Origin of the sequence: Luteibacter sp. SG786 (genome assembly GCF_011759605.1) — a bacterium.
Taxonomy (GTDB): Bacteria; Pseudomonadota; Gammaproteobacteria; order Xanthomonadales; family Rhodanobacteraceae; genus Luteibacter.
Map to the genome: position 1 here is coordinate 766,579 of NZ_JAAOYX010000002.1, position 18,364 is coordinate 784,942.

An 18,364-nucleotide genomic window follows, 5' to 3' on the forward strand; every position below is an offset into this window, starting at 1 on the left:
GATCCCGGTCACAGCAACGCCAACCTGCGGCATTTCTAAGACAAGTCCGATTTCCTTCCTCGATGAGCTTGCGCAGCCTCGCCCGCTCACTCGAAAAGGAGCGCCGCGTGTACCGTCTGCCATCCATCCTCATCGCCTCCATCATCGCCACTGCCGAGCTGCCTCCAGCTTCCATCCTGAGGTGCGGCAACGAACGCTTCGTCGCGGGAGAGCGCCTGCTGCCCAGCTACCACGAAGCAAGGCTGCAATGTCGCAACGAGGAACACGCGCTCACCCACCCGCAGACGGGCACCTTTGAGAAGGAGCGCACCTGTTATGACGTGACCACACCCGGCACGCACGGCGAATGGCAGTATGGCCGCATCGCCTTGGACGTGATCGAACGGCACAGCGGCGATGCCTACACCTTCGAAACCCTCTGGATGTGCAAACCCATATGACTCACGTGGCCACGACCTGGCGTGCCAGGTATCGTCCCGGCGAATCGCCGAAGGCCTTACGGAACATGGCGACGAACGCGCTCGGCGAGGCGTAGCCCAGGGCATCCGCGACAACCGATACCGGCTCTCCTTCCGCCAGCCGCTCCAGTGCGCAGGCAAGCCTCGCCTGCTGCCGCCATTGGGCCACGCTGCATTGCGTTTCCTGGCGGAAAAGGCGTGTGAGGGTACGCACGGACATGCCCGCCCAACTCGCCCACTCGTCGATCCCCCGCGTGTCGTCGGGTCGCTCGAACATCGCCATGGCGATGCGACGCAGGCGGCGATCCACCGGCATCGGCAGGTGCAACTGCTCGACCGGCGCACGGCGCATTTCATCCAGCAGCACGGCAAGCAGCCTATCCTTCTCCGGCTCTCGTTCACCGTCGATGGGCCAGGTGGCGGCGCGTTTCACGATGGCCCGGAACAGGTCGCTCACCCCCACCACGCATGGCCGGTCGGGAAGACCTTCGGCGGCACTGGGTGCGATGAACACGCCCCAGGCGCGCAGGGGCCCCGCCATGCTCACCGTGTGCATCTCGCCCGGCGGCATCCAGCCGGCCCGGTGCGGCGGCAACAACCAGGAGCCGTGCTCCGTGCGGTTGATTACCAGGCCCTGTTCCACATAGAAGAATTGCCCGCGGACATGGTTATGCCAGTCGGTTTCGGCGTGGGGAATTTCGCCCTTCGCCTCGTAGGCGACGAGCGGCGGACCATCGGCGCTTTCCAGGAGCGCGTGCAGGGTATCGTCCAGCATTTGGCCATTTCTCGACATAAGTTGGCCCGGTGACGATATCAGGCCGATAGCTTCCATGGCTAACATTTGCACTCCCAAACAAATGTCCTGAACGTGGCGAACCTTAGCCACGACCGGACCTCGACGCCGGAGATTCCCCATGATCCGTCTCGTCACGAACGACTACAACGACCTCGACGGCGGCCAGGAGGCGGGCGACGCCCTCGTCACTTTCGTCGCCTGTGCCCACGCCATGCTGGACCCGGGAACCCCGGAAGAACAGGTCCGGACCCTCGAACCACGCCTTCTGGCGCAGCTGCCGACCTTGCGGGCACTGGGCGTGTTCGATCTCTTTGCGGTGCGCGATCCTGCCCTGGCCGCCCTTCTCGCCGACGAGGATGCGACTTCCTGACTTGTAAATATCTGCCCCGCGCATATTTGCCTTGACAACTATACTGTTGGCAATAGAATATGCGTCATGAACACGAACGTATGCCCCACTGACGGCCGCGACAGCCTCGGTGCCCTGATCGGCATGGTCCGCGGCGAGATCGTCCGGGCCATCGAGTCCGACCTCGCCGCGCAGGGGGCGGACCTCAAGTTCACCCAGTTTCACATGCTGAAGCGCCTGGCGATGCTGGGCCCCATGTCCGCCTCGGAGCTCGCCAGGGCCGTCGATCTCGACGGCGGCGCGATGACCCGTCAGCTCGACCAGTTGGAAACCAAGGGATACCTGCGCCGCCAGCCGCACGAGCAGGACCGCCGTGCCCTGCGCATCGAACTGACCGAGGCGGGCGAAGCCCTGTGGCGGCACCTGCACGAGAGCAACGTCGCCACGCTGGAGCGTGCGCAGCGCAGCCTGTCCGCCGAAGAGCGCGAACGGCTGCACGACTACCTGGAGCGCGTGCTCACCTCGCTCCGCGAAAAAGACTGACCTTACTGTCGAGGCAAAAACTCATGCGTCTGCACACTCTTGTGGCGGCCGTCGGGGCCGCGCTGATCCTGTCCGGCTGTGTCACCAGCCGTGGACTGGAGCCGCAGGGCCGGCTCGCCGACCCCGCCAACCTTCACGCCGAACGCAGTCTGGCCAAGGCCCAGGTCTCGCCTGCCAACTGGCCGTCGGCCGACTGGTGGACGGGACTGGGCGACAGCCAGCTGTCCTCGCTGATCGAGGAAGCCTTGAAGGACAACCCGGATCTCGCCGCCGCCGACGCACGCGTGCGCCAGGCGCAGGCGCAGAGCGGCGCGGCCGACGCGGCACGCGATCCCACGCTGGCCGTGGGCGGCGGCGTGGCCGGCGCGCACCTGCCCGGCACGCTGTTCCCCGCACCGCTCGGCAACCACTTCAGCTGGACGAAATACGGCTACGGCAACTTCAGCTGGGACTTCGACCTTTGGGGCGGCAAGCGGGCCGCGTGGGAAGCCGCCGTCGGTTCGCAGCGGGCCAGTGAGATCGACGCACGCGCCGCGCGCATCGAATTGTCCACCAACGTGGCCCGCGCCTACGTGCAGCTGGGCTACGCGTTCACCGAACTGGACGTTGCGAAGGCCGAGCTGGATCGCAGCACTGCGTCGCGCGAGCTGACCCGCCAGCGCGTGGCCGCCGGTGTGGACAACCAGATACAGGTGAAGCAGGCCGACACCGAAGTGGCCACGGCGGAGCGCGAGATGGCGGTGGCGCAGCGCGCCATCGACAGCGCGCGGAGTTCGTTGAGCGTGCTTCTGGGCAAGGGCCCGGATCGCGGCCTGGACATTGCGCGACCCGCGGTGCTGGCGCCGTCGGCTGTGGCCGTACCCGGCAACCTGCCGGCGGACCTGCTCGGCCATCGCGCCGATCTCGTGGCCGCGCGTTGGCGCGTGGAAGCGGCATCCAAGGACATCGCGTCCGCGAAGGCGGAGTTCCTGCCCAACGTGAGCCTCGGCGTGCTCGCCGCACAGGTTGCCGGCGGCAGCGAGAACCTGTTCGCCTCGCGCGCGCGCTTCTGGCAGGTGCTGCCGGCGTTCAGCCTGCCGATCTTCGACGGCGGCCGTCTGCGCGCCAACCTCGCCGGCAAGGACGCCGAATACGATCTGGCCGTGGCCCAGTACAACAAGATCCTGGTCGGCGCGCTCAACGAGGTGGCCGACGATCTGTCCGGCCTGGACTCCCTCGCGACCCAGGTCGCAGCGCAGCAGCGCGCCACGGATGCCGCGCAGCAGGCTTACGACCTGTCGCAGCAGCGCTACAAGGCGGGCGTCGGCAGCTATCTGGAATCGCTGGTGGTGCGCCAGCAACTGCTTCAGGCCGAGCAGCGCATGGCCGCGCTGCGCGCACAGCAGGTCGACACGTCCGTCCAACTCATCCAGGCGCTCGGCGGCGGTTTCCGCCCCGAGGCAGGCGACCAGCCGGTCGCCGCCGCGACGCCGAACAACTAAGAAAACGTCCCGAGGCACTAACGATGTCCCAAGAAACCACCGCCCCCGCCGGCGCCGTCGTGGCGCCGCCACCGAAGAGCCGTCGCGGCTTCTTCCTCAAGCTTCTGGTCCTCGTTCTCGTCCTGGCCGGCATCGGCTGGACCGTCTGGTATTTCGTCGACGGCCGCTGGTACGAGGACACCGACGACGCCTACGTCAACGGTAATGTGGTGCAGATCACGCCGCAGATCGCGGCCACCGTGCTCTCGATCACGGCCGACGATGGCGATCGCGTACACAAGGGCGACGTGCTCGTGAAGCTCGACGACAGCGATGCGCAGATCGCCATCCTGAGCGCGCGCGCCGAACTGGCCAACACCGTGCGTCGCGTGCGCGGCCTCTACAACAACGTGAGTTCCGCGCAGGCCGACGTGGCCGTGCGCCAGACGGCCGTGGACCGCGCCCGCGCGGATTACAACCGCCGCCGCGACCTGGCCAAGTCCGGCGCGATCTCGGCGGAAGAGTTGTCGCACGCGCTCGACACGCTCACCTCGGCGGAAAGCAGCCTGGCTTCCGCGAAGCAGGCCTACAGCACCAGCAAGGTGCTGGTGGACGACACCGTGGTTGCCTCGCATCCCGATGTGCGCGCCGCTGCTGCCAAGCTGCGCTCCGCGTACCTCGACAAGGCGCGCACGGAGATCCTGGCGCCGGTGGACGGTTACGTCGCCAAGCGCAGCGTGCAGCTCGGCCAGCGCGTGCAGCCGGGCGCTGCCCTGATGGCCGTGGTGCCGTTGCATGAAGTCTGGATCGACGCCAACTTCAAGGAAACGCAGCTCACGCACATGCGCATCGGCCAGCCGGTGGACGTCACCGCCGACGTGTACGGCAGCGACATGGTGTACAAGGCGAAGATCCGCAGCCTCGGCGTGGGCAGCGGCAGCGCGTTTTCGCTCCTGCCGGCGCAGAACGCCACCGGCAACTGGATCAAGATCGTTCAGCGCGTGCCGGTGCGCGTGGTGTTCACCGATCCGAAGCAGCTCGACGAGAAGCCGCTGCGCCTCGGCCTCTCCACCAAGGTAACGGTGTCGCTGCACGACCAGAGCGGTGCCTTGCTCGCGCAGCAGCCGCCGGCCAAGCCGGAGTTCGCCACCGACGTGTACGACAACCGCCTCGCGGGCGTCGACGAAGAGATCGCTCGCGTGATCCACGACAATGCATCGTCGGGCGCGGGCGAGCAGGAAAAGGCGCCGAAGTAGGCGCATGCGGCGGGCGCGGTCCATACCGCGCCCGCCGTTCGCCTCCGCCCCCTACTCCAACGATCAGGTTTTTCCATGAGCACCGAATTTCGACCGCCGAACCTGGCGCTGTCCACGGTCGGCCTCTCGCTCGCGACCTTCATGCAGGTGCTGGACACCACGATCGCGAACGTCTCGCTGCCCACCATCGCGGGCAACCTTGGCGTCAGTTCCAACCAGAGCACGTGGGTCATCACCTCGTTCGCGGTGAGCAACGCCATCGCGCTGCCGCTCACGGGCTTCCTCACCCGCCGCTTCGGTGAAACGAAGCTGTTCGTGTGGGCGACGCTGCTGTTCTCGCTCGCCTCGTTCCTGTGCGGCATCGCGCAGAGCATGAGCATGCTCATCCTGTTCCGTGCCTTGCAGGGCGCGGTGGCGGGTCCGATGTACCCGATCACGCAGAGCCTGCTGATCTCCATCTATCCACCTGCCAAGCGCGGCATGGCGCTGGCCCTGCTGGCGATGGTCACCGTGGTGGCGCCGATCGCCGGCCCGATCCTCGGTGGCTGGATCACCGACAACTACGCGTGGCCGTGGATCTTCTTCATCAACGTGCCGATCGGCATCTTCGCAAGCTTCGTGGTGGCCAACCAGATGAAGGGACGCCCGGAAGTCACCGAGAAGCCGAAGGTCGACTACGTGGGCCTCATCACGCTGATCATCGGCGTGGGCGCCTTGCAGGTGGTGCTCGACAAAGGCAACGACGAAGACTGGTTCTCGTCCACCTTCATCATCGTCACCGCGATCATCGCAGCGATCGGCCTGGCCGTGTTCCTGATCTGGGAACTGACCGACAAGGATCCGATCGTCAACCTGAAGCTCTTCCGGCACCGCAATTTCGCGATGGGCACATTGTGCCTGGTGCTTGCCTACGCGGCGTTCTTCGCCATCGGCCTGCTGGTGCCGCAGTGGTTGCAACGCAACGTCGGGTACACCTCCACATGGGCCGGTTTCGCCGCCGCGCCGCTGGGCATCCTTCCGGTGATCCTCACCCCGTTCGTCGGCCGCTACGCGCACAAGTTCGACTTGCGCCTGCTGGCCTCGGGTGCGTTCATCGTCATGGGCGCCACGTGCTTCATGCGTTCGGACTTCTTCCTCGACATCGACTTCTACAGCGTGGCGATGGTGCAGCTCATCCAGGGCCTTGGCGTGGCGCTGTTCTTCATGCCGGTGTTGACGATCCTGCTGTCCGACCTGCAACCGCGTGAGATCGCGGCAGGCTCCGGCCTTGCCACCTTCCTGCGCACGCTCGGGGGCAGCTTCGCGGCGTCGATCACCACCTTCATGTGGGACCACCGGGCGATCGTGCACCACGAGCGGCTGGCGGAGAACATCACGCCGTTCAATCCCACCGCGCAGCAGGCGCTCAACCAGATAGGCCCGGGCGATCCGCAATACGCGGCTGCCGCGGTCAACCAGATGATCACGCAGCAGGGTTACCAGATCTCCTTCAACGAGGTCTTCCACGTGCTCGGCTACGTGTTCGTCGGCTTGATCTTCGTGGTGTGGCTGGCGAAGCCGCCGTTCGCGGCGAAGGCGGGGCCGGCGGCCTCGGGGCACTGAGGCTTTCGCTGTTTCAAAAGAAAGCCGGCATCGCCGGCTTTTTTTCGGTTCATTCGCCAAGCGAATACATGTTTTTAGCGGCTCGCGCCGCCGACGGCTCGGACGGTGAGGCCAGAGCCTTCGGTGTCCACCCTCGCTGCTCAGACAGGTCCTCCGCGTTCGAAAGGGAGGGGCCGCTTGCGCGGCCCGTTTATCTATCTGGCCTTCGGCCGCTCTCTTGTGCGGAACTCGCCTCGAGGGTGGACACCGAAGACTCTCCCCAATTCTGAGGCAGATTGATCGGAGAGCCGCTACGGCCGACGACGGGAGCCTCTCAGCGGGATGGCTTCATCGTGTCGCTTCCTCAGCGCCAGTCAGGCCTTTCGTGGCTCGTGACGACCCTTGCCTGGGCGCTGCCCCGCTCACGTCAAGCACAGTTCGCGCACGCACAGCATCTGACGCCTGTGGCTCTCCCAACAACCCAACGCACCGTCCGGAAGAGACCTTGGGGCCCACCCTCGAGGCGAGTTCCGCACAAGAGAGCGGCCGAAGGCCATTGAGTGCACGGGCCGCGGTAGCGGCCTTCCTTTACGAACGCGGAGGACCTGTCTGAGCAGCGAGGGTGGGCCCCAAGGTCTCCCGCCAGACGCTCAGGTGTAAAGCGCTCTGGCGGTGGGTCGCGAAACCGCCACGACACGCCTGATCGAACCATCAACAGGGTTGCGCCATATCGATGGCTGGGCTGGTCGCTGGAAATCCGCGATGAACTAAAAAAAGCTGGCATTGCCGGCTTCTTTCTTACTCCGCCCGGTTCATCAGATATCGAAGCCGATACCCACCAGCGCCATGGTCTCGCCGCGGTTCGGTTCCTTGAAGCTGCCATTGGAAATGTGGCGGACCTGGAAGCTCACGTTCTTGTACTGCCAGCCGAGGGTGCTGACGAATTCGTAGCCGCTCGACAGTGCCTGGGTGCGTCCGCCGGCGGTGCCGGCCACCTGGAAGCTGAAGAAGAACGGCTGGTACCAGTCACCCGCGCTGCCGTAGTGGAGGCGGGCACCCGCGGCACCCACCCAGATGTTGTCCGTCACGCCCGGATGCGAGTCGGCATAGCGGCCGATGTCCCGTCCCTTGATGTAGCCGATGGAAACATCCGGCGACCAGGTGAAGCGGCTCTGTCCCATGGGCTGCGGGGAGAACACCGCCTCCGCGAAGAAGGCGTTGGTGCCGTAGCTGTTCATGTAGCTGCGGCCGCCCTGCACTTCGATGTGCGTCTGGGCGGCGGCGGGAAGGCTGGCGGCGAGGGCGAGGGCGGCTAGGGCGCCGAGTACGGGACGGGACGAGCGCATGGGGAACGGGGCCTTGTAATGGGACGTTAATGAACTGAATCGTTCGGTAAATAGTGTCCAACGGATGTGAATAAAGGGCACGCCGGCAATTATTTTCCGCCGCACCTTTCGGAAGCTTGTCCCGTCCTGCCGTCGACGACGGGGGGTCAAGGCGGGCTGCCGGGTGCCGTTAAAGACCTGAAGCCCACCGGCGAGCGGGGGGCCAAGGGGCAACAGAGGTCGGCGACCGGTGGAAAGGGCGACGTTCAAGGTGGCGACCAGGGTGCGCGCCCGGCGCGCACGGCTGGCCACATGGGCGGTGGCGATCGCTTTGTCCGTGGGCGTGGCGGGCATCGTCGCGATCCTGCAATTCGACGTGTACCGGGGCATGCGGGATGGCACGCGTCGGCAGCTGGCTGCTTCGGCAGCGGGCGCGGTACGCATGATCGACCAGGACATCGACGCGACGATGGGGCCCTTGCTCGCACTGCGCAACGAAGTCGACAGCGCCGAATCGGGCGCGTTGCACGCCCGGCTGGCCGAAGTGCAGGCGCGCCATCCGGAACTGTCCAGTCTCGTCGCGCTCGATGTCGACGGCGGCGTCATCGCGTCCACCAGCGTCCCGCTGGCGAACTGGCGCGCCAGCGTGGACGCTCCGCGCCGGATGGCGCTCGGCGCCAGGGTCCGCGTGCTCGTGGCCGACGCGCAGGGCGCGATCCCGGCCGGCATCCGCATCCTCGTGGATTCCCGCGTGCCGCAGCCGGCGGCCTTTGGCGCCGTTGTGGATGCGGTGCGACTGCGCGACGAGATGCTGCACTCGATGCTGGGCCAAGGCGCGGCGATGAGCGCCTTCTCGACCGACGGCCGGCTTTTCGCAAGCAATCGCGACGATGTCGCCGCGTCGTGGACCTTGCCGTCACCGGCGGCCGGCGCCTCCGGACACTACGAGGACGGCAAACGTTTCCATGCGTGGCTGGCCTCGGCCCGCCATCCCTATGTAGTGCAGGTGAGTCTGGACAGCGCGGCCACCAAGGCGGAATGGTTGCGGCAAGCCAGGCCTTCATTCCTCGCGACGCTGGCGCTCGTCGTCCTGCTCAACGTCTTCGCGGCCCTGTTCGATCGCGCGTACCGGCGGCAGACGGGTCTGGTGGAGGCACTGTCGCGAAGCGCGCGGCACCTGGGCGACGTACAGCGAACGGGCCACATCGGCCTCTGGGAAGCCGACCTGACGGACCGCACCGTCGTCTGGTCCGGTCACGTGCACGAAATCACGGGCTTGCCGCCGGAACGCACCGGCGGCCGGCACGGTACGTATTACAAGCTGGTGCATCCCGACGACCAGGAAGCGGTCGTGTCGTGGCTGGCCTTGTACGAGCACGGGGACGGTCCCTACGAATGCGAACATCGCCTCTGTCGTCCCGACGGACGCGAGGTTCGGGTAGTCCTGCGCGCCGCGCGCATCACCAGTGAGAACGGCCAGCGGATCCTCGCCGGAACGATCAGCGAGATCACCGCGCTGCACGAGACACGCCAGCGCCTCCAGGACACCGACCGCGACCTTGCCGCAAGCGAGGCGGCCTACCGGCAGTTGCTGGCGCGCATGCCGTTGCCCCTGGTGGTGGTGCGCGACGATCGCATCGAATACGCCAACCACCTCGCGGAAGACCGCCTGGGCGCGGAAGGACGCACCCTGGTCGGACGCCGCGCCGGAGATTTCCTCGACGCCCACGCATTGGAAGCAACCCGCCGCGGTGCCGCGGAAGGCACGAGCATCGCGGCGTGGGTCGATCCCGAACACGGCATGCCTTTCGAAGCGGAACTGGCACTGTCCGACTATCGCGACTCGCGCGGGCGCGGCACGTTGGTCATCGTTCGCGACGTGACGGAGCAACGCCGCTACGAAGAGCGCCTCAATCACCAGGCCACGCACGACGAACTCACCGGTCTTCCGAATCGACGGGCGTTGCGGGAAAACCTGGAGTCGATGCTGGCGCAGAGGGAGCTGGACGGTTCGGGGCTGATGGTGCTGTTCGTCGACCTCGATCATTTCAAGGTGATCAACGACGCACTGGGACATGCGCTCGGCGACCAGGTACTGCGCGACGTGAGCCTGCGGCTCGGCGACGCCGTGGGCGGCGAGGGGCAGGTGGGACGGTTCGGCGGCGACGAGTTTGTCGCGGTGCTGCCCTTCGGCGGATCGCCCGCGAAGGCGATCGACGTGCTGCCGCGCATCCAGCACGCCATCGAGGAACCGCTGGAAGTGGCCGGCACGTCGCAGCGCCTGAAATGCAGTATCGGGGTGGCCTTCGCGACGCGCGACGGCGCCGACGCGGACACATTGATCCGCAATGCCGACACGGCGATGTACGACGCGAAGCGCTCCGGGCGCCACACCTGGAAGTGCTATTCGGCGGAAATGCACGCCACGGCGATGGCCAGGCTTACCGTGCTCACCCGTCTTTCCGGTGCGAACCTCGACAACGAACTCGCGCTCGCCTGGCAGACCCAGCACGCGGGTAGCGACGCGACGACGATCGGCGTGGAAGCCCTGCTGCGCTGGCCCTCGGCACCGGGCGACCTTTGCCGCAACGACCGCCTCATTCCACTGCTGGAAGAAACCGGCGCGATCGTCCAGATCGGCCAGTGGGTACTGCGCGAGGCATGCAGGCAACAGCGGATGGTGCTCGACACCATCGGGCACGGCTGCCGGCTTTCGGTGAACATATCGGCGCAGCAACTGGTGCACACCGACCTGGTGGCCGACGTGCGGCACGCCCTGGCGGAAACCGGCGCGAGCGCGTCCGCGCTGGAACTGGAACTGACGGAAAGCGCATTCATGCACGAGCCCGAGCGCGCCATACGCACGCTGCATGAACTGCGGGCCATGGGCGTCAGCATCGCGCTGGACGATTTCGGCACCGGCTATTCGAACCTCACGTACCTGTCGCGCCTGCCGCTGGACAAGATCAAAATCGATCGCCACTTCATCGGCACGCTGCTGCAGGAGGACGTGGACACCTCGATCTGCCGCTCGATCATCTTCCTCGGCCGCAGCCTCAACCTGGAGGTGGTGGCGGAAGGCGTGGAGACCGGGGGGCAGCGCGACTGGCTGCTCGCCGAAGGTTGCGACGCCATGCAGGGCTACTTCTTCTCGCATCCCGTGCCTGTGGAGGCGCTACGTCGTTCACGCCGGGAGCCAATGCGTTCACCACAGGACGATTTATCGAGCGACGTGACGCTCATACATTGATCGCAGGTGGCACACAGGCCACGTCCCCGGTGATCCCATGTATCGCGCTCCCGCCATCTTCGTTTCCCACGGTGCTCCGACCTTCGCGCTGGAGCCCGGGCTGCTCGGCTCCCGTCTCACCGACCTGGGCAAGCGCCTGGCCAGCGCCAGCGGCATCGTCGTCGTCTCACCCCACTGGCAGACCTGTGGCGTTCGCGTCACCGGCGCCGCCTGGCCAGCCACGATCCACGACTTCGGGGGCTTCCCGCCGGCGCTCTACGACCTCACCTACCCGGCACCGGGCTCCGCGAGCCTCGCGGCGGAAACGGCCGCGCTGCTGGCCGAAGACGGCCTGGTCGCGATGGTGGATCCGGAGCGGGGGTACGACCATGGCGCCTGGGTGCCCCTGCGCTACCTGCGCCCGGACGCCGACACCCCGGTGATCCAGGTGTCGATGCCGCACAATCTCGATACGACCGGGGCGCTGAGGCTGGGGCGAACACTCGCGCCGCTGCGCGACCGCGGTGTCGCCATCGTCGGATCGGGCAGCCTCACGCACAACCTGCACGAGGTGCGCCGCGACGGCGACTCCGCGGCGTATGCCAAGGCGTTCGCGGCATGGAGCCGGCAAGCTGTGCTGGCGGGCGATGTCGAAGCGCTCGTCGACTATCGTCACGTGGCGCCGAGCGCCATCCGTGCGCATCCGACGGAAGAGCATTACCTGCCGTTGCTGGTGGCGCTCGGCGCCGCCGGCACCGACACGCCGGCGGCGATCGATGGCGGCATCACGTACGGCGTGCTGTCCATGGATTCGTACGCCTGGGGCGTGCACTAGCGGCAGGCGGGAGCGTCGGGTAGTTTTACCCGGGGACTATTGATCCCATGATTTAGCCCGGGTATTATTCGCCCATCTCCCGGACCTCATAAGACATGTCGACCTACACTGCTTTCCTCGGCCATTCCCGCCTCGCCTCCGGTTCCCTCGCCGCCGTTGCACGGCAGGGCAAGACGCACGCCGACACCGACCCCGGCGCCTCGATCCTCGTTTACGACGACGAGACCGGCCGGCCGGTGGATATCGACTACCGCGGCACGATCGACGACGTGTTGGCGCGGCTGGCGCCTGCGGATGACGCCGAGCCAGCCGTCCCGGCAGCCGATGCGCGGCGAGGCCCGGGCCGGCCCCGGCTTGGCGTGGTCGCCCGCGAGGTCACGCTCCTTCCCCGCCATTGGGAATGGCTGGGCGCGCAGCCGGGCGGCGCGTCCGTCGCCTTGCGGCGGCTCGTGGAGGACGCGAGCCGGCAGAGCGCGGCGACGGATCGTCGGCGCCAGGCGAGCGAAGCGGTCGATCGGCTCATGCTGGCGCTCGGCGGCGACCTGCCCGGTTACGAAGAGGCCTCGCGCGCATTCCACCGCGGCGAGCGCGAACGCTTCGAGGCGCTGCTCGAAGCATGGCCGGCGGACGTTCGCGATTACGTTCGCACGCTGGCGGCCGCTGCCTGGTAACCGAACTGCAGGATCCGCCACGGCGGCGAGAAAACTTCCCCCAGTCTTGCAAGAACCACGAAGACCCAAAGCTCCCTGTGGGAGCCGGCTATGCCGGCGATCCCGCGGCAGCGGGCACTCTCGCGGACACGTATCGCCGCTGAAGCGGCTCCCACAGGGCACGATGTGACGTTGTCGCCAGCGTGTCTGACCGCCATGGCGGCTCGCTCCTGCATAGGAACGCTCACGCCTCGCTCGGCCGAAGCCCCCGCAGCCCGCCGCGCTCCCTTTCCTTCCTGATCTTCAGCCAACGCTTGTACCGGCGCTTCAGCTTGCGCCGGTATTTGCGTTCCTTGCGGTCGTGGTTCCACAGGTAGATGGCCGGCGTGCTCAGCAGCGTGAGCAACTGCGACACCAGCAGGCCGCCCACGATGGCGATGCCGAGCGGCCGACGCATTTCCGAACCGACGCCGAACCCGATCGCCAGCGGCAGCGCGGCGCCCATGGCAACCAGCGTGGTCATCGTGATGGGGCGGAAGCGCACCAGGGCCGCCTGACGGATCGCCTCCACCGGCGACATGCCGTGTTCGCGCTGCGCCACCAGGGCGAAGTCCACCATGAGGATCGCGTTCTTCTTCACGATACCGATCAGAAGCAATACCGAGATGATCGCCATCAGGGTGAGCTGGGTCTGCGTGACCAGCATGGCGAGGAAGGCGCCGGCGCCCGCCGCGGGCAGCGTGGAGATGATGGTCAGCGGGTGGCCCAGGCTTTCGTAAAGGATGCCGAGCACGATGTAGACGGCGAGGATGGCGCCGATCAGCAGCACCATGCCGTTCGACTGCGCATCGCGCAGGCGCTGGTTCGCGCCCGTGAAGTCCATGCGCACCCCGCCCGGCAATCCGATCGCGTGCACGGCCTGTTCCACCAGGGTGTTGCCCTTGTCCGCCGTGATCTTGGGCGCGAGGTTGTAGGTGATGTCGGCCGACTCGAGCTGGTTCTGATGCGTCACCGCACTGGGCACCGCCACCGGTGCGATCTTCGCCACCGCCGAGAGCGGGATCATCTTGCCGAGCTCGTTCTTCACGTAGGTGTTCAGGAGCGCCTCGGGGCTGAGCGTCTGTGCCGCGGCAGCGGTCAGCACCACCCAATACTGGTTGATGTCCGAATAGATGATGGACACCTGGCGCTGGCCGAACGCGTTGAACAAGGCGGAGTCGATGGTGCCCATGCCGATGTGCAGCCGCCCCGCGGCCTCGCGATCCACCTTCAGCATCTGCTGCTTGCCCACGATGTCGAAATCGCTGCCGACGTCGCGGAACTCCTTCATCGTGCGCATCTGTCGCACGAGCTTCAGGACCCACGGTTGCAGATCTTCGCCACTGGTGCTGATCAACTGGAACGAATACTGCCCCCGATTGCTGTTGCCACCGCCGCCGCCCAGGAACTGCACGGGGTTCATGAACACCTGCACGTCGGAGATCTTGTCGTACTCCTTGCCCAGGCGATCCATGATTTCCTTCATCGATTCCTTGCGCTGGTCAGGGCCGTTGCCCTTCGGCTTGAGGTCCACGAACATCAGACCCTGGTTGCCCACGGCACCGCCGTTGTCGCCGCCGAGGATGGTGGTCACGTCGGCCACGGTGCTGTCGTTCTGCATGATGTCGCCGACGCGCTTCAGGCGGCGGGTCATCTCGTCGGGCGAGATGTTGGCATCGGCGCTGATCTGCGCCTGCAGCATGCCCGTGTCCTCTTCCGGCATGAAATTGCCGCCGGCGGTCTTCACCACGGCAATGGCCAGCAACACGGTGGCGCCCAGCAGGATCAACGGCTGCCAGCGCATCAGCCGGCGATGGCGCAGTGCCCAGTCCAGGGCGCGCTGGTAAACGCGCAGGAACCCGCGGTCGAAGCGCTCCAGGGCAAGCTCCCAGCGTCCCGGCTTGCGGTCGGGCGGGTCGTGCTTGAGGTAGTGTGCGCACAGCGCCGGCGTGAGGGTGAGCGACACGACGGCGGAGATCAGCACGGCGCCCGCGAGGGTCACGGAAAACTCGCGCAGCAGCTTCGTGATCATGTTGTTGCCGAACAGGAGCGGCGCGAACACCGCCACCAGCGACAAGGTGATGGAAATGACCGTGAACCCGATCTCGCGCACGCCCTCGAGAGCTGCTTCCATCGGCTTGGCGCCGTTCTCCATGTGGCGCACGATGTTCTCGATGACGACGATGGCGTCGTCCACCACGAAGCCGATGCACAGCACCAGCGCCATCAGCGACATCGTGTTCAGCGTATAGCCCAGCGACCACATGATGACGAAGGCACCCGCGAGCGAGAGCGGCACGCTCAGCGTGGCGATCATCGTGGGCCCCAGGCGGCGCAGGAACACCATCATCACCAGCACCACCATCACGATACTGATGAGGAGCGCGACCTTCACCTCGTGCAGGGCCGACTGCGTGGTCTGGGTCAGGTCGAAGATGGGCGTGACCTGGGCATCGGCGGGCAGCAGCGCGCGGAAACGCGGCAGGGCGGCGCGGATGGCGTCCGCCGTGGCGATAGAGTTGGCCTCCGGCCGCTTGCTGATCTGCATGGTGACCGAGCGTTCGCCCTGGAACCACGCCTTCTGGTACTGGTCCTGCTGGCCGCTGTAAACCTTGGCGATGTCGGACAGCCGCACGGGTACGTTGTTGCGCACGGCGATGAGGATGTTGGCGAAATCCGACGCGTCGCGCAGACCGTCGTTGGCGATGACCGTCATTTGCGTCTTGCCGTCGGACAGCACGCCTTGCGGCGAATTCACGTTCGCGGCCTGCAACGCGTTGGAAACGTCGTTCGTGGTGATGCCCTTCGACGAAAGCGCGTTGGTGTCCAGTTCGATGCGCACGGCGTGCGGCGTGCCGCCGAACACCTGCACGCGCGACACGCCGTCGATCTGCGACACGGCGGGGCGGATCAGGGTGTCCACCACGTCGTAGAGCTTGTCCGGCGGCATGGTCTTCGAGGTGAAGGCAACCAGCAGCACGGGAATCTGCCCCGTGTCGAACTTGAAGTACTGGGGTGGCGAAGGCATGCCCGCGGGCAAGTCGGCGGCCGCGGCGTTGATCGCGGCCTGCACGTCGCGGGCCGCGGCATCGGTGGAGCGGTCCATGTTGAAGCGGATGCGCACGAAGCCGGCACCTTCGGTGCTGTTCGAGTACATCTGATCCACGCCGGGGATCTGGCCCAGGTGGCGTTCGAGCGGCGCGATGACTGTCGAGGCCATCGTCTGGGCGCTGGCGCCCGGCATCTGCGTCTGGATGAACACGGCCGGCACTTCGATCGACGGCAGCGCGGCGACGCCCAGCAGCATGTAGGCCAGCGCGCCGGCCAGGGTAAGGCCTGCCGCAAGCAGCGAGGTGCCTTTCGGCCGGCGGATGAATGGTGCAAAAAAGTTCACGGCACTTCCTGTGTCGCGGGACCACTCCCCGCGCCCGCGAACTTTATGACGTCCCGACCGATTCGTCGCGTGTGCCTTTAGTGGGGCCCCTGCCGGAAGGCATGGGGACCACCATCAAGGCTTGCTGGCGGGCGAATAGCGCAGCGTCAGGTAGTAGGTGCGGCCGAGCTGGTTGTAGTAGGCGGCCGTCTCGTAGCGCTTGTCCGCCACGTTGGCGACACGACCCTGCACGCTCCAGTCGGCATCCACGTGCCAGGTGGCACGGAGGTCCGCCGTGGCGTAGCCCCCGAGCCGGCGCGTATTGGCCGCGTCGTCGTAGCTGTATCCGGCGGCGTTGATCGAGCCTCCGACGGTGATCGCGCCCAGATCCTTGTCGATGTCGGCGCGTGCGATGCGCCGTGGCCGCCGGGCGAGCAGGTTGTCCTTCTGGGCGCCGCCGTCCCGGTTCTCCGGCTGCTGGAAGGTGAGGTAGCCACGCAGGTGCCACCCGTCCACGTCGGCACCCGCCTGGCCTTCCAGACCACGGATGCGCGCCTTGCTCACGTTGATCGGGAGGAAGTTGGCGTCGAAGCCGATGAGGTCGTCCACCTGGGTGCTGTAGGCGTTCACTGCCCAGTTCCAGACACCCGGGCGCGCGGCAAGGCCGATTTCCGCCGTGCGCGACTTCTCGGGCGAGAGGTTCACCGGCGCTCCGTAGGGGTAGAACTCGTCGTTGAACGTGGGCGCGTGGAACGCCGTGCCGTACGAGGCGGTGACCCTCATGCCGTTGTCGAAGCGGAACCCGTAGGCCGCGGAACCGGTGGTGTGGTTGCCGAACTGGGTGTTGTGGTCGTGGCGGGCCGAGAGCTCCAGTTCGTGTGGGCCGAACACGCCACGGTACAGGGCGAACACGCCGGTGTTGTTCCGGGAGTCGGCCAGGTAGGCCGTGTCGCTCTTCAGTTTCTCCTGCTGGAAATCCACGCCCGCCGTCAGCGTCTGGGTGTTCGACAGGGCGATGTCGTTCTGCCAGGAGGCCTGGTTGCGTTTGGAATAGAGGTAGCCCACGCGCGCCTTGTCCACGCCGTAGTTGATGAAGTCCAGCGTCTTGTCCGGGCCATTGAGGTAATTGTCGGCACGGTCCTGGTTCTGGCCCACGGCGAGCGATATCCGCCAGTTGGCCAGCGCGTCGAAAGCCAGCTTGGCGCCCGCCACCTGTTGCGACCGGCGGGTGAGGTTCTGGAAATCGCCGTCGTATTCGATGTCGCCCTTGCTGCGCAGCCAGCTGCCAGTGAGTTCCGTGCCGTCGTCCCAGCGGTAGCCGCCGGAGAGGGCGCCGTTATAGGTGCGATAGGCGTCGTGGTCGGGCTCGTCGGTGAAGCAGCCCGCGAAGGCCTCCGCCGCTCCGAGGCGGCAGGCGTTGATGCCCGACGTGTACTGGCCGCCCAGGCTTGCGTTGTACCAGCCGTGCGCGGTGCCGCCGGACAGCCCCACCTGGCCGGCCGTGTAGCCGTGGCTGCCGCCGGTCACCGACAGGGTCGGCGCCGGTGCCTGGCCTGCTTCGCCATGCCGGGTGAAGATCTGGATGACGCCGCCGATGGCATCCGAGCCGTACAGCGCGGAGCGCGGGCCACGCACGACCTCGACGCGGTCGATCTGCTCCACGGGCAGCTGTTCGTATGCCGGTAGTCCGGCGCCCACCGTGCCCACGCGCACCCCGTCGACCAGCACGAGGGTGTGCGACGAGTTCGTGCCGCGCATGAAGAGCGAGGTCTGCTGCCCGATACCTCCCGTGTTGGAAAGGGCCACGCCGGGAAGGCCCGCGAGCAGGTCCTGGACGCTCACGGGCTGCAGGCGTTCGATATCCGCCCGGGTGATCACCGTGACCGGCGCGAGTACCTGGTCCAGCGGCGTCGCGAAGCGGCTGGCCGTGACCACCACGGGGTCGAGCCGGTCGGGGCCGTCGGCGGCATGGGCCAGGGCGGTCGTCGACAGCAGGGCCGCCGCGAGCAGGGTCTTCTTCAGCACGTCGTTCTTTCCTTCGCCGCCGGTGCGGCCTGGAGCGGGGGCCGGGCGAGGGACGAAGACGAACGGCGAACGGGAGCGGACCCGGAAGCTGTCCGGATCCGCCCTCCGCGAATCGACCGAAACAGGGACACCCGCCAAAAAGCGGGCGCTCATCGGGCCGGTCTCCGGACTCGCGACAGCCATCGACGATGGCCGGCACCGGTGCCTTCCCGCTTGCGCAGTGGCTTTGCTACCGGTGCCGCAAGAAAACGCGAAGCGCCTCCCCGATGCCGCATACCGTTGCGGGGGCAGTGCCGGCTTACCCCGGAATGGGGACGTACCGGCTTCCCGTTTAAGCCCCGGACGAAGGTCCAAGGGCCACCCGAACGTGCCGGATGGTACTGCGCAAGTCGCTCACCTGTCACGAAATTTCATTTGAAACCTTAACGGCCTCTTGACGGGCGCG

Annotated in this window: 13 protein-coding genes and 1 riboswitch; of the genes, 9 read left to right on the forward strand and 4 right to left on the reverse strand. The window is 66.8% G+C overall.

From position 1 onward, the window contains the following. Window positions 1-107: 107 nt before the first annotated feature. Entirely contained in the window at window positions 108-440 is a 333-nt protein-coding gene (locus tag FHS47_RS15310; protein ID WP_167029752.1) for a hypothetical protein, read from the forward strand. A gap of 1 nt (window position 441) precedes the next feature. On the opposite strand, the gene FHS47_RS15315 is transcribed toward FHS47_RS15310, so the two are convergent. Continuing rightward, window positions 442-1,233 carry a helix-turn-helix transcriptional regulator gene (locus FHS47_RS15315; protein WP_208382049.1) on the reverse strand — a complete coding sequence of 264 codons (792 nt, stop codon included), beginning with the start codon at window positions 1,231-1,233 and terminating at the stop codon, window positions 442-444. Between the two features lie 139 nt (window positions 1,234-1,372). Between FHS47_RS15315 and FHS47_RS15320 the strand changes: the two genes are divergently transcribed. The 5 genes from FHS47_RS15320 to FHS47_RS15340 all read left to right on the forward strand — a co-directional run bounded on the left by FHS47_RS15320 (window position 1,373) and on the right by FHS47_RS15340 (window position 6,464). Continuing rightward, a complete protein-coding gene (locus FHS47_RS15320) occupies window positions 1,373-1,624 on the forward strand; it encodes a hypothetical protein (RefSeq protein WP_167029758.1) in 252 nt (83 codons plus the stop codon). Between the two features lie 66 nt (window positions 1,625-1,690). Then, window positions 1,691-2,146 (forward strand): MarR family transcriptional regulator, encoded by a 456-nt coding sequence (locus tag FHS47_RS15325; protein WP_167029761.1) that lies wholly within the window; start codon window positions 1,691-1,693, stop codon window positions 2,144-2,146. Window positions 2,147-2,169: 23 nt separating this feature from the next. Further along, the gene (locus FHS47_RS15330; protein ID WP_167029764.1) at window positions 2,170-3,627 is read left to right on the forward strand and encodes an efflux transporter outer membrane subunit; all 1,458 of its coding nucleotides are present in this window, start codon (window positions 2,170-2,172) and stop codon (window positions 3,625-3,627) included. A 23-nt stretch (window positions 3,628-3,650) separates the two neighbouring features. Next, a complete protein-coding gene (locus tag FHS47_RS15335) occupies window positions 3,651-4,862 on the forward strand; it encodes an HlyD family efflux transporter periplasmic adaptor subunit (protein WP_167029767.1) in 1,212 nt (403 codons plus the stop codon). 75 nt (window positions 4,863-4,937) lie between these two features. Then, a complete protein-coding gene (locus tag FHS47_RS15340; RefSeq protein WP_167029770.1) occupies window positions 4,938-6,464 on the forward strand; it encodes a DHA2 family efflux MFS transporter permease subunit in 1,527 nt (508 codons plus the stop codon). 794 nt (window positions 6,465-7,258) lie between these two features. Here the strand turns inward: FHS47_RS15340 and FHS47_RS15345 are convergent. Next, a complete protein-coding gene (locus FHS47_RS15345) occupies window positions 7,259-7,789 on the reverse strand; it encodes an acyloxyacyl hydrolase (protein WP_167029773.1) in 531 nt (176 codons plus the stop codon). 262 nt (window positions 7,790-8,051) lie between these two features. Here FHS47_RS15345 and FHS47_RS15350 point away from each other — a divergent pair, with 262 nt between their 5' ends. The 3 genes from FHS47_RS15350 to FHS47_RS15360 all read left to right on the forward strand — a co-directional run bounded on the left by FHS47_RS15350 (window position 8,052) and on the right by FHS47_RS15360 (window position 12,503). Further along, a complete protein-coding gene (locus FHS47_RS15350; protein WP_167029776.1) occupies window positions 8,052-11,018 on the forward strand; it encodes a GGDEF and EAL domain-containing protein in 2,967 nt (988 codons plus the stop codon). Window positions 11,019-11,055: 37 nt separating this feature from the next. Further along, window positions 11,056-11,832 (forward strand): class III extradiol ring-cleavage dioxygenase, encoded by a 777-nt coding sequence (locus tag FHS47_RS15355; protein ID WP_167029779.1) that lies wholly within the window; start codon window positions 11,056-11,058, stop codon window positions 11,830-11,832. 95 nt (window positions 11,833-11,927) lie between these two features. Continuing rightward, on the forward strand, window positions 11,928-12,503 hold the full coding sequence (locus FHS47_RS15360) for a DUF2239 family protein (protein WP_167029781.1): 576 nt from the start codon (window positions 11,928-11,930) through the stop codon (window positions 12,501-12,503). Between the two features lie 223 nt (window positions 12,504-12,726). Here FHS47_RS15360 and FHS47_RS15365 read toward each other — a convergent pair whose 3' ends face one another. Next, window positions 12,727-15,915, reverse strand: coding sequence for an efflux RND transporter permease subunit (locus tag FHS47_RS15365; protein ID WP_167029784.1), 3,189 nt, complete (start codon window positions 15,913-15,915; stop codon window positions 12,727-12,729). A 114-nt stretch (window positions 15,916-16,029) separates the two neighbouring features. Continuing rightward, window positions 16,030-17,919, reverse strand: coding sequence for a TonB-dependent receptor (locus tag FHS47_RS15370; protein WP_208382050.1), 1,890 nt, complete (start codon window positions 17,917-17,919; stop codon window positions 16,030-16,032). Between the two features lie 137 nt (window positions 17,920-18,056). Continuing rightward, window positions 18,057-18,299, reverse strand: a riboswitch (cobalamin riboswitch). Between the last annotated feature and the right edge of the window lie 65 nt (window positions 18,300-18,364).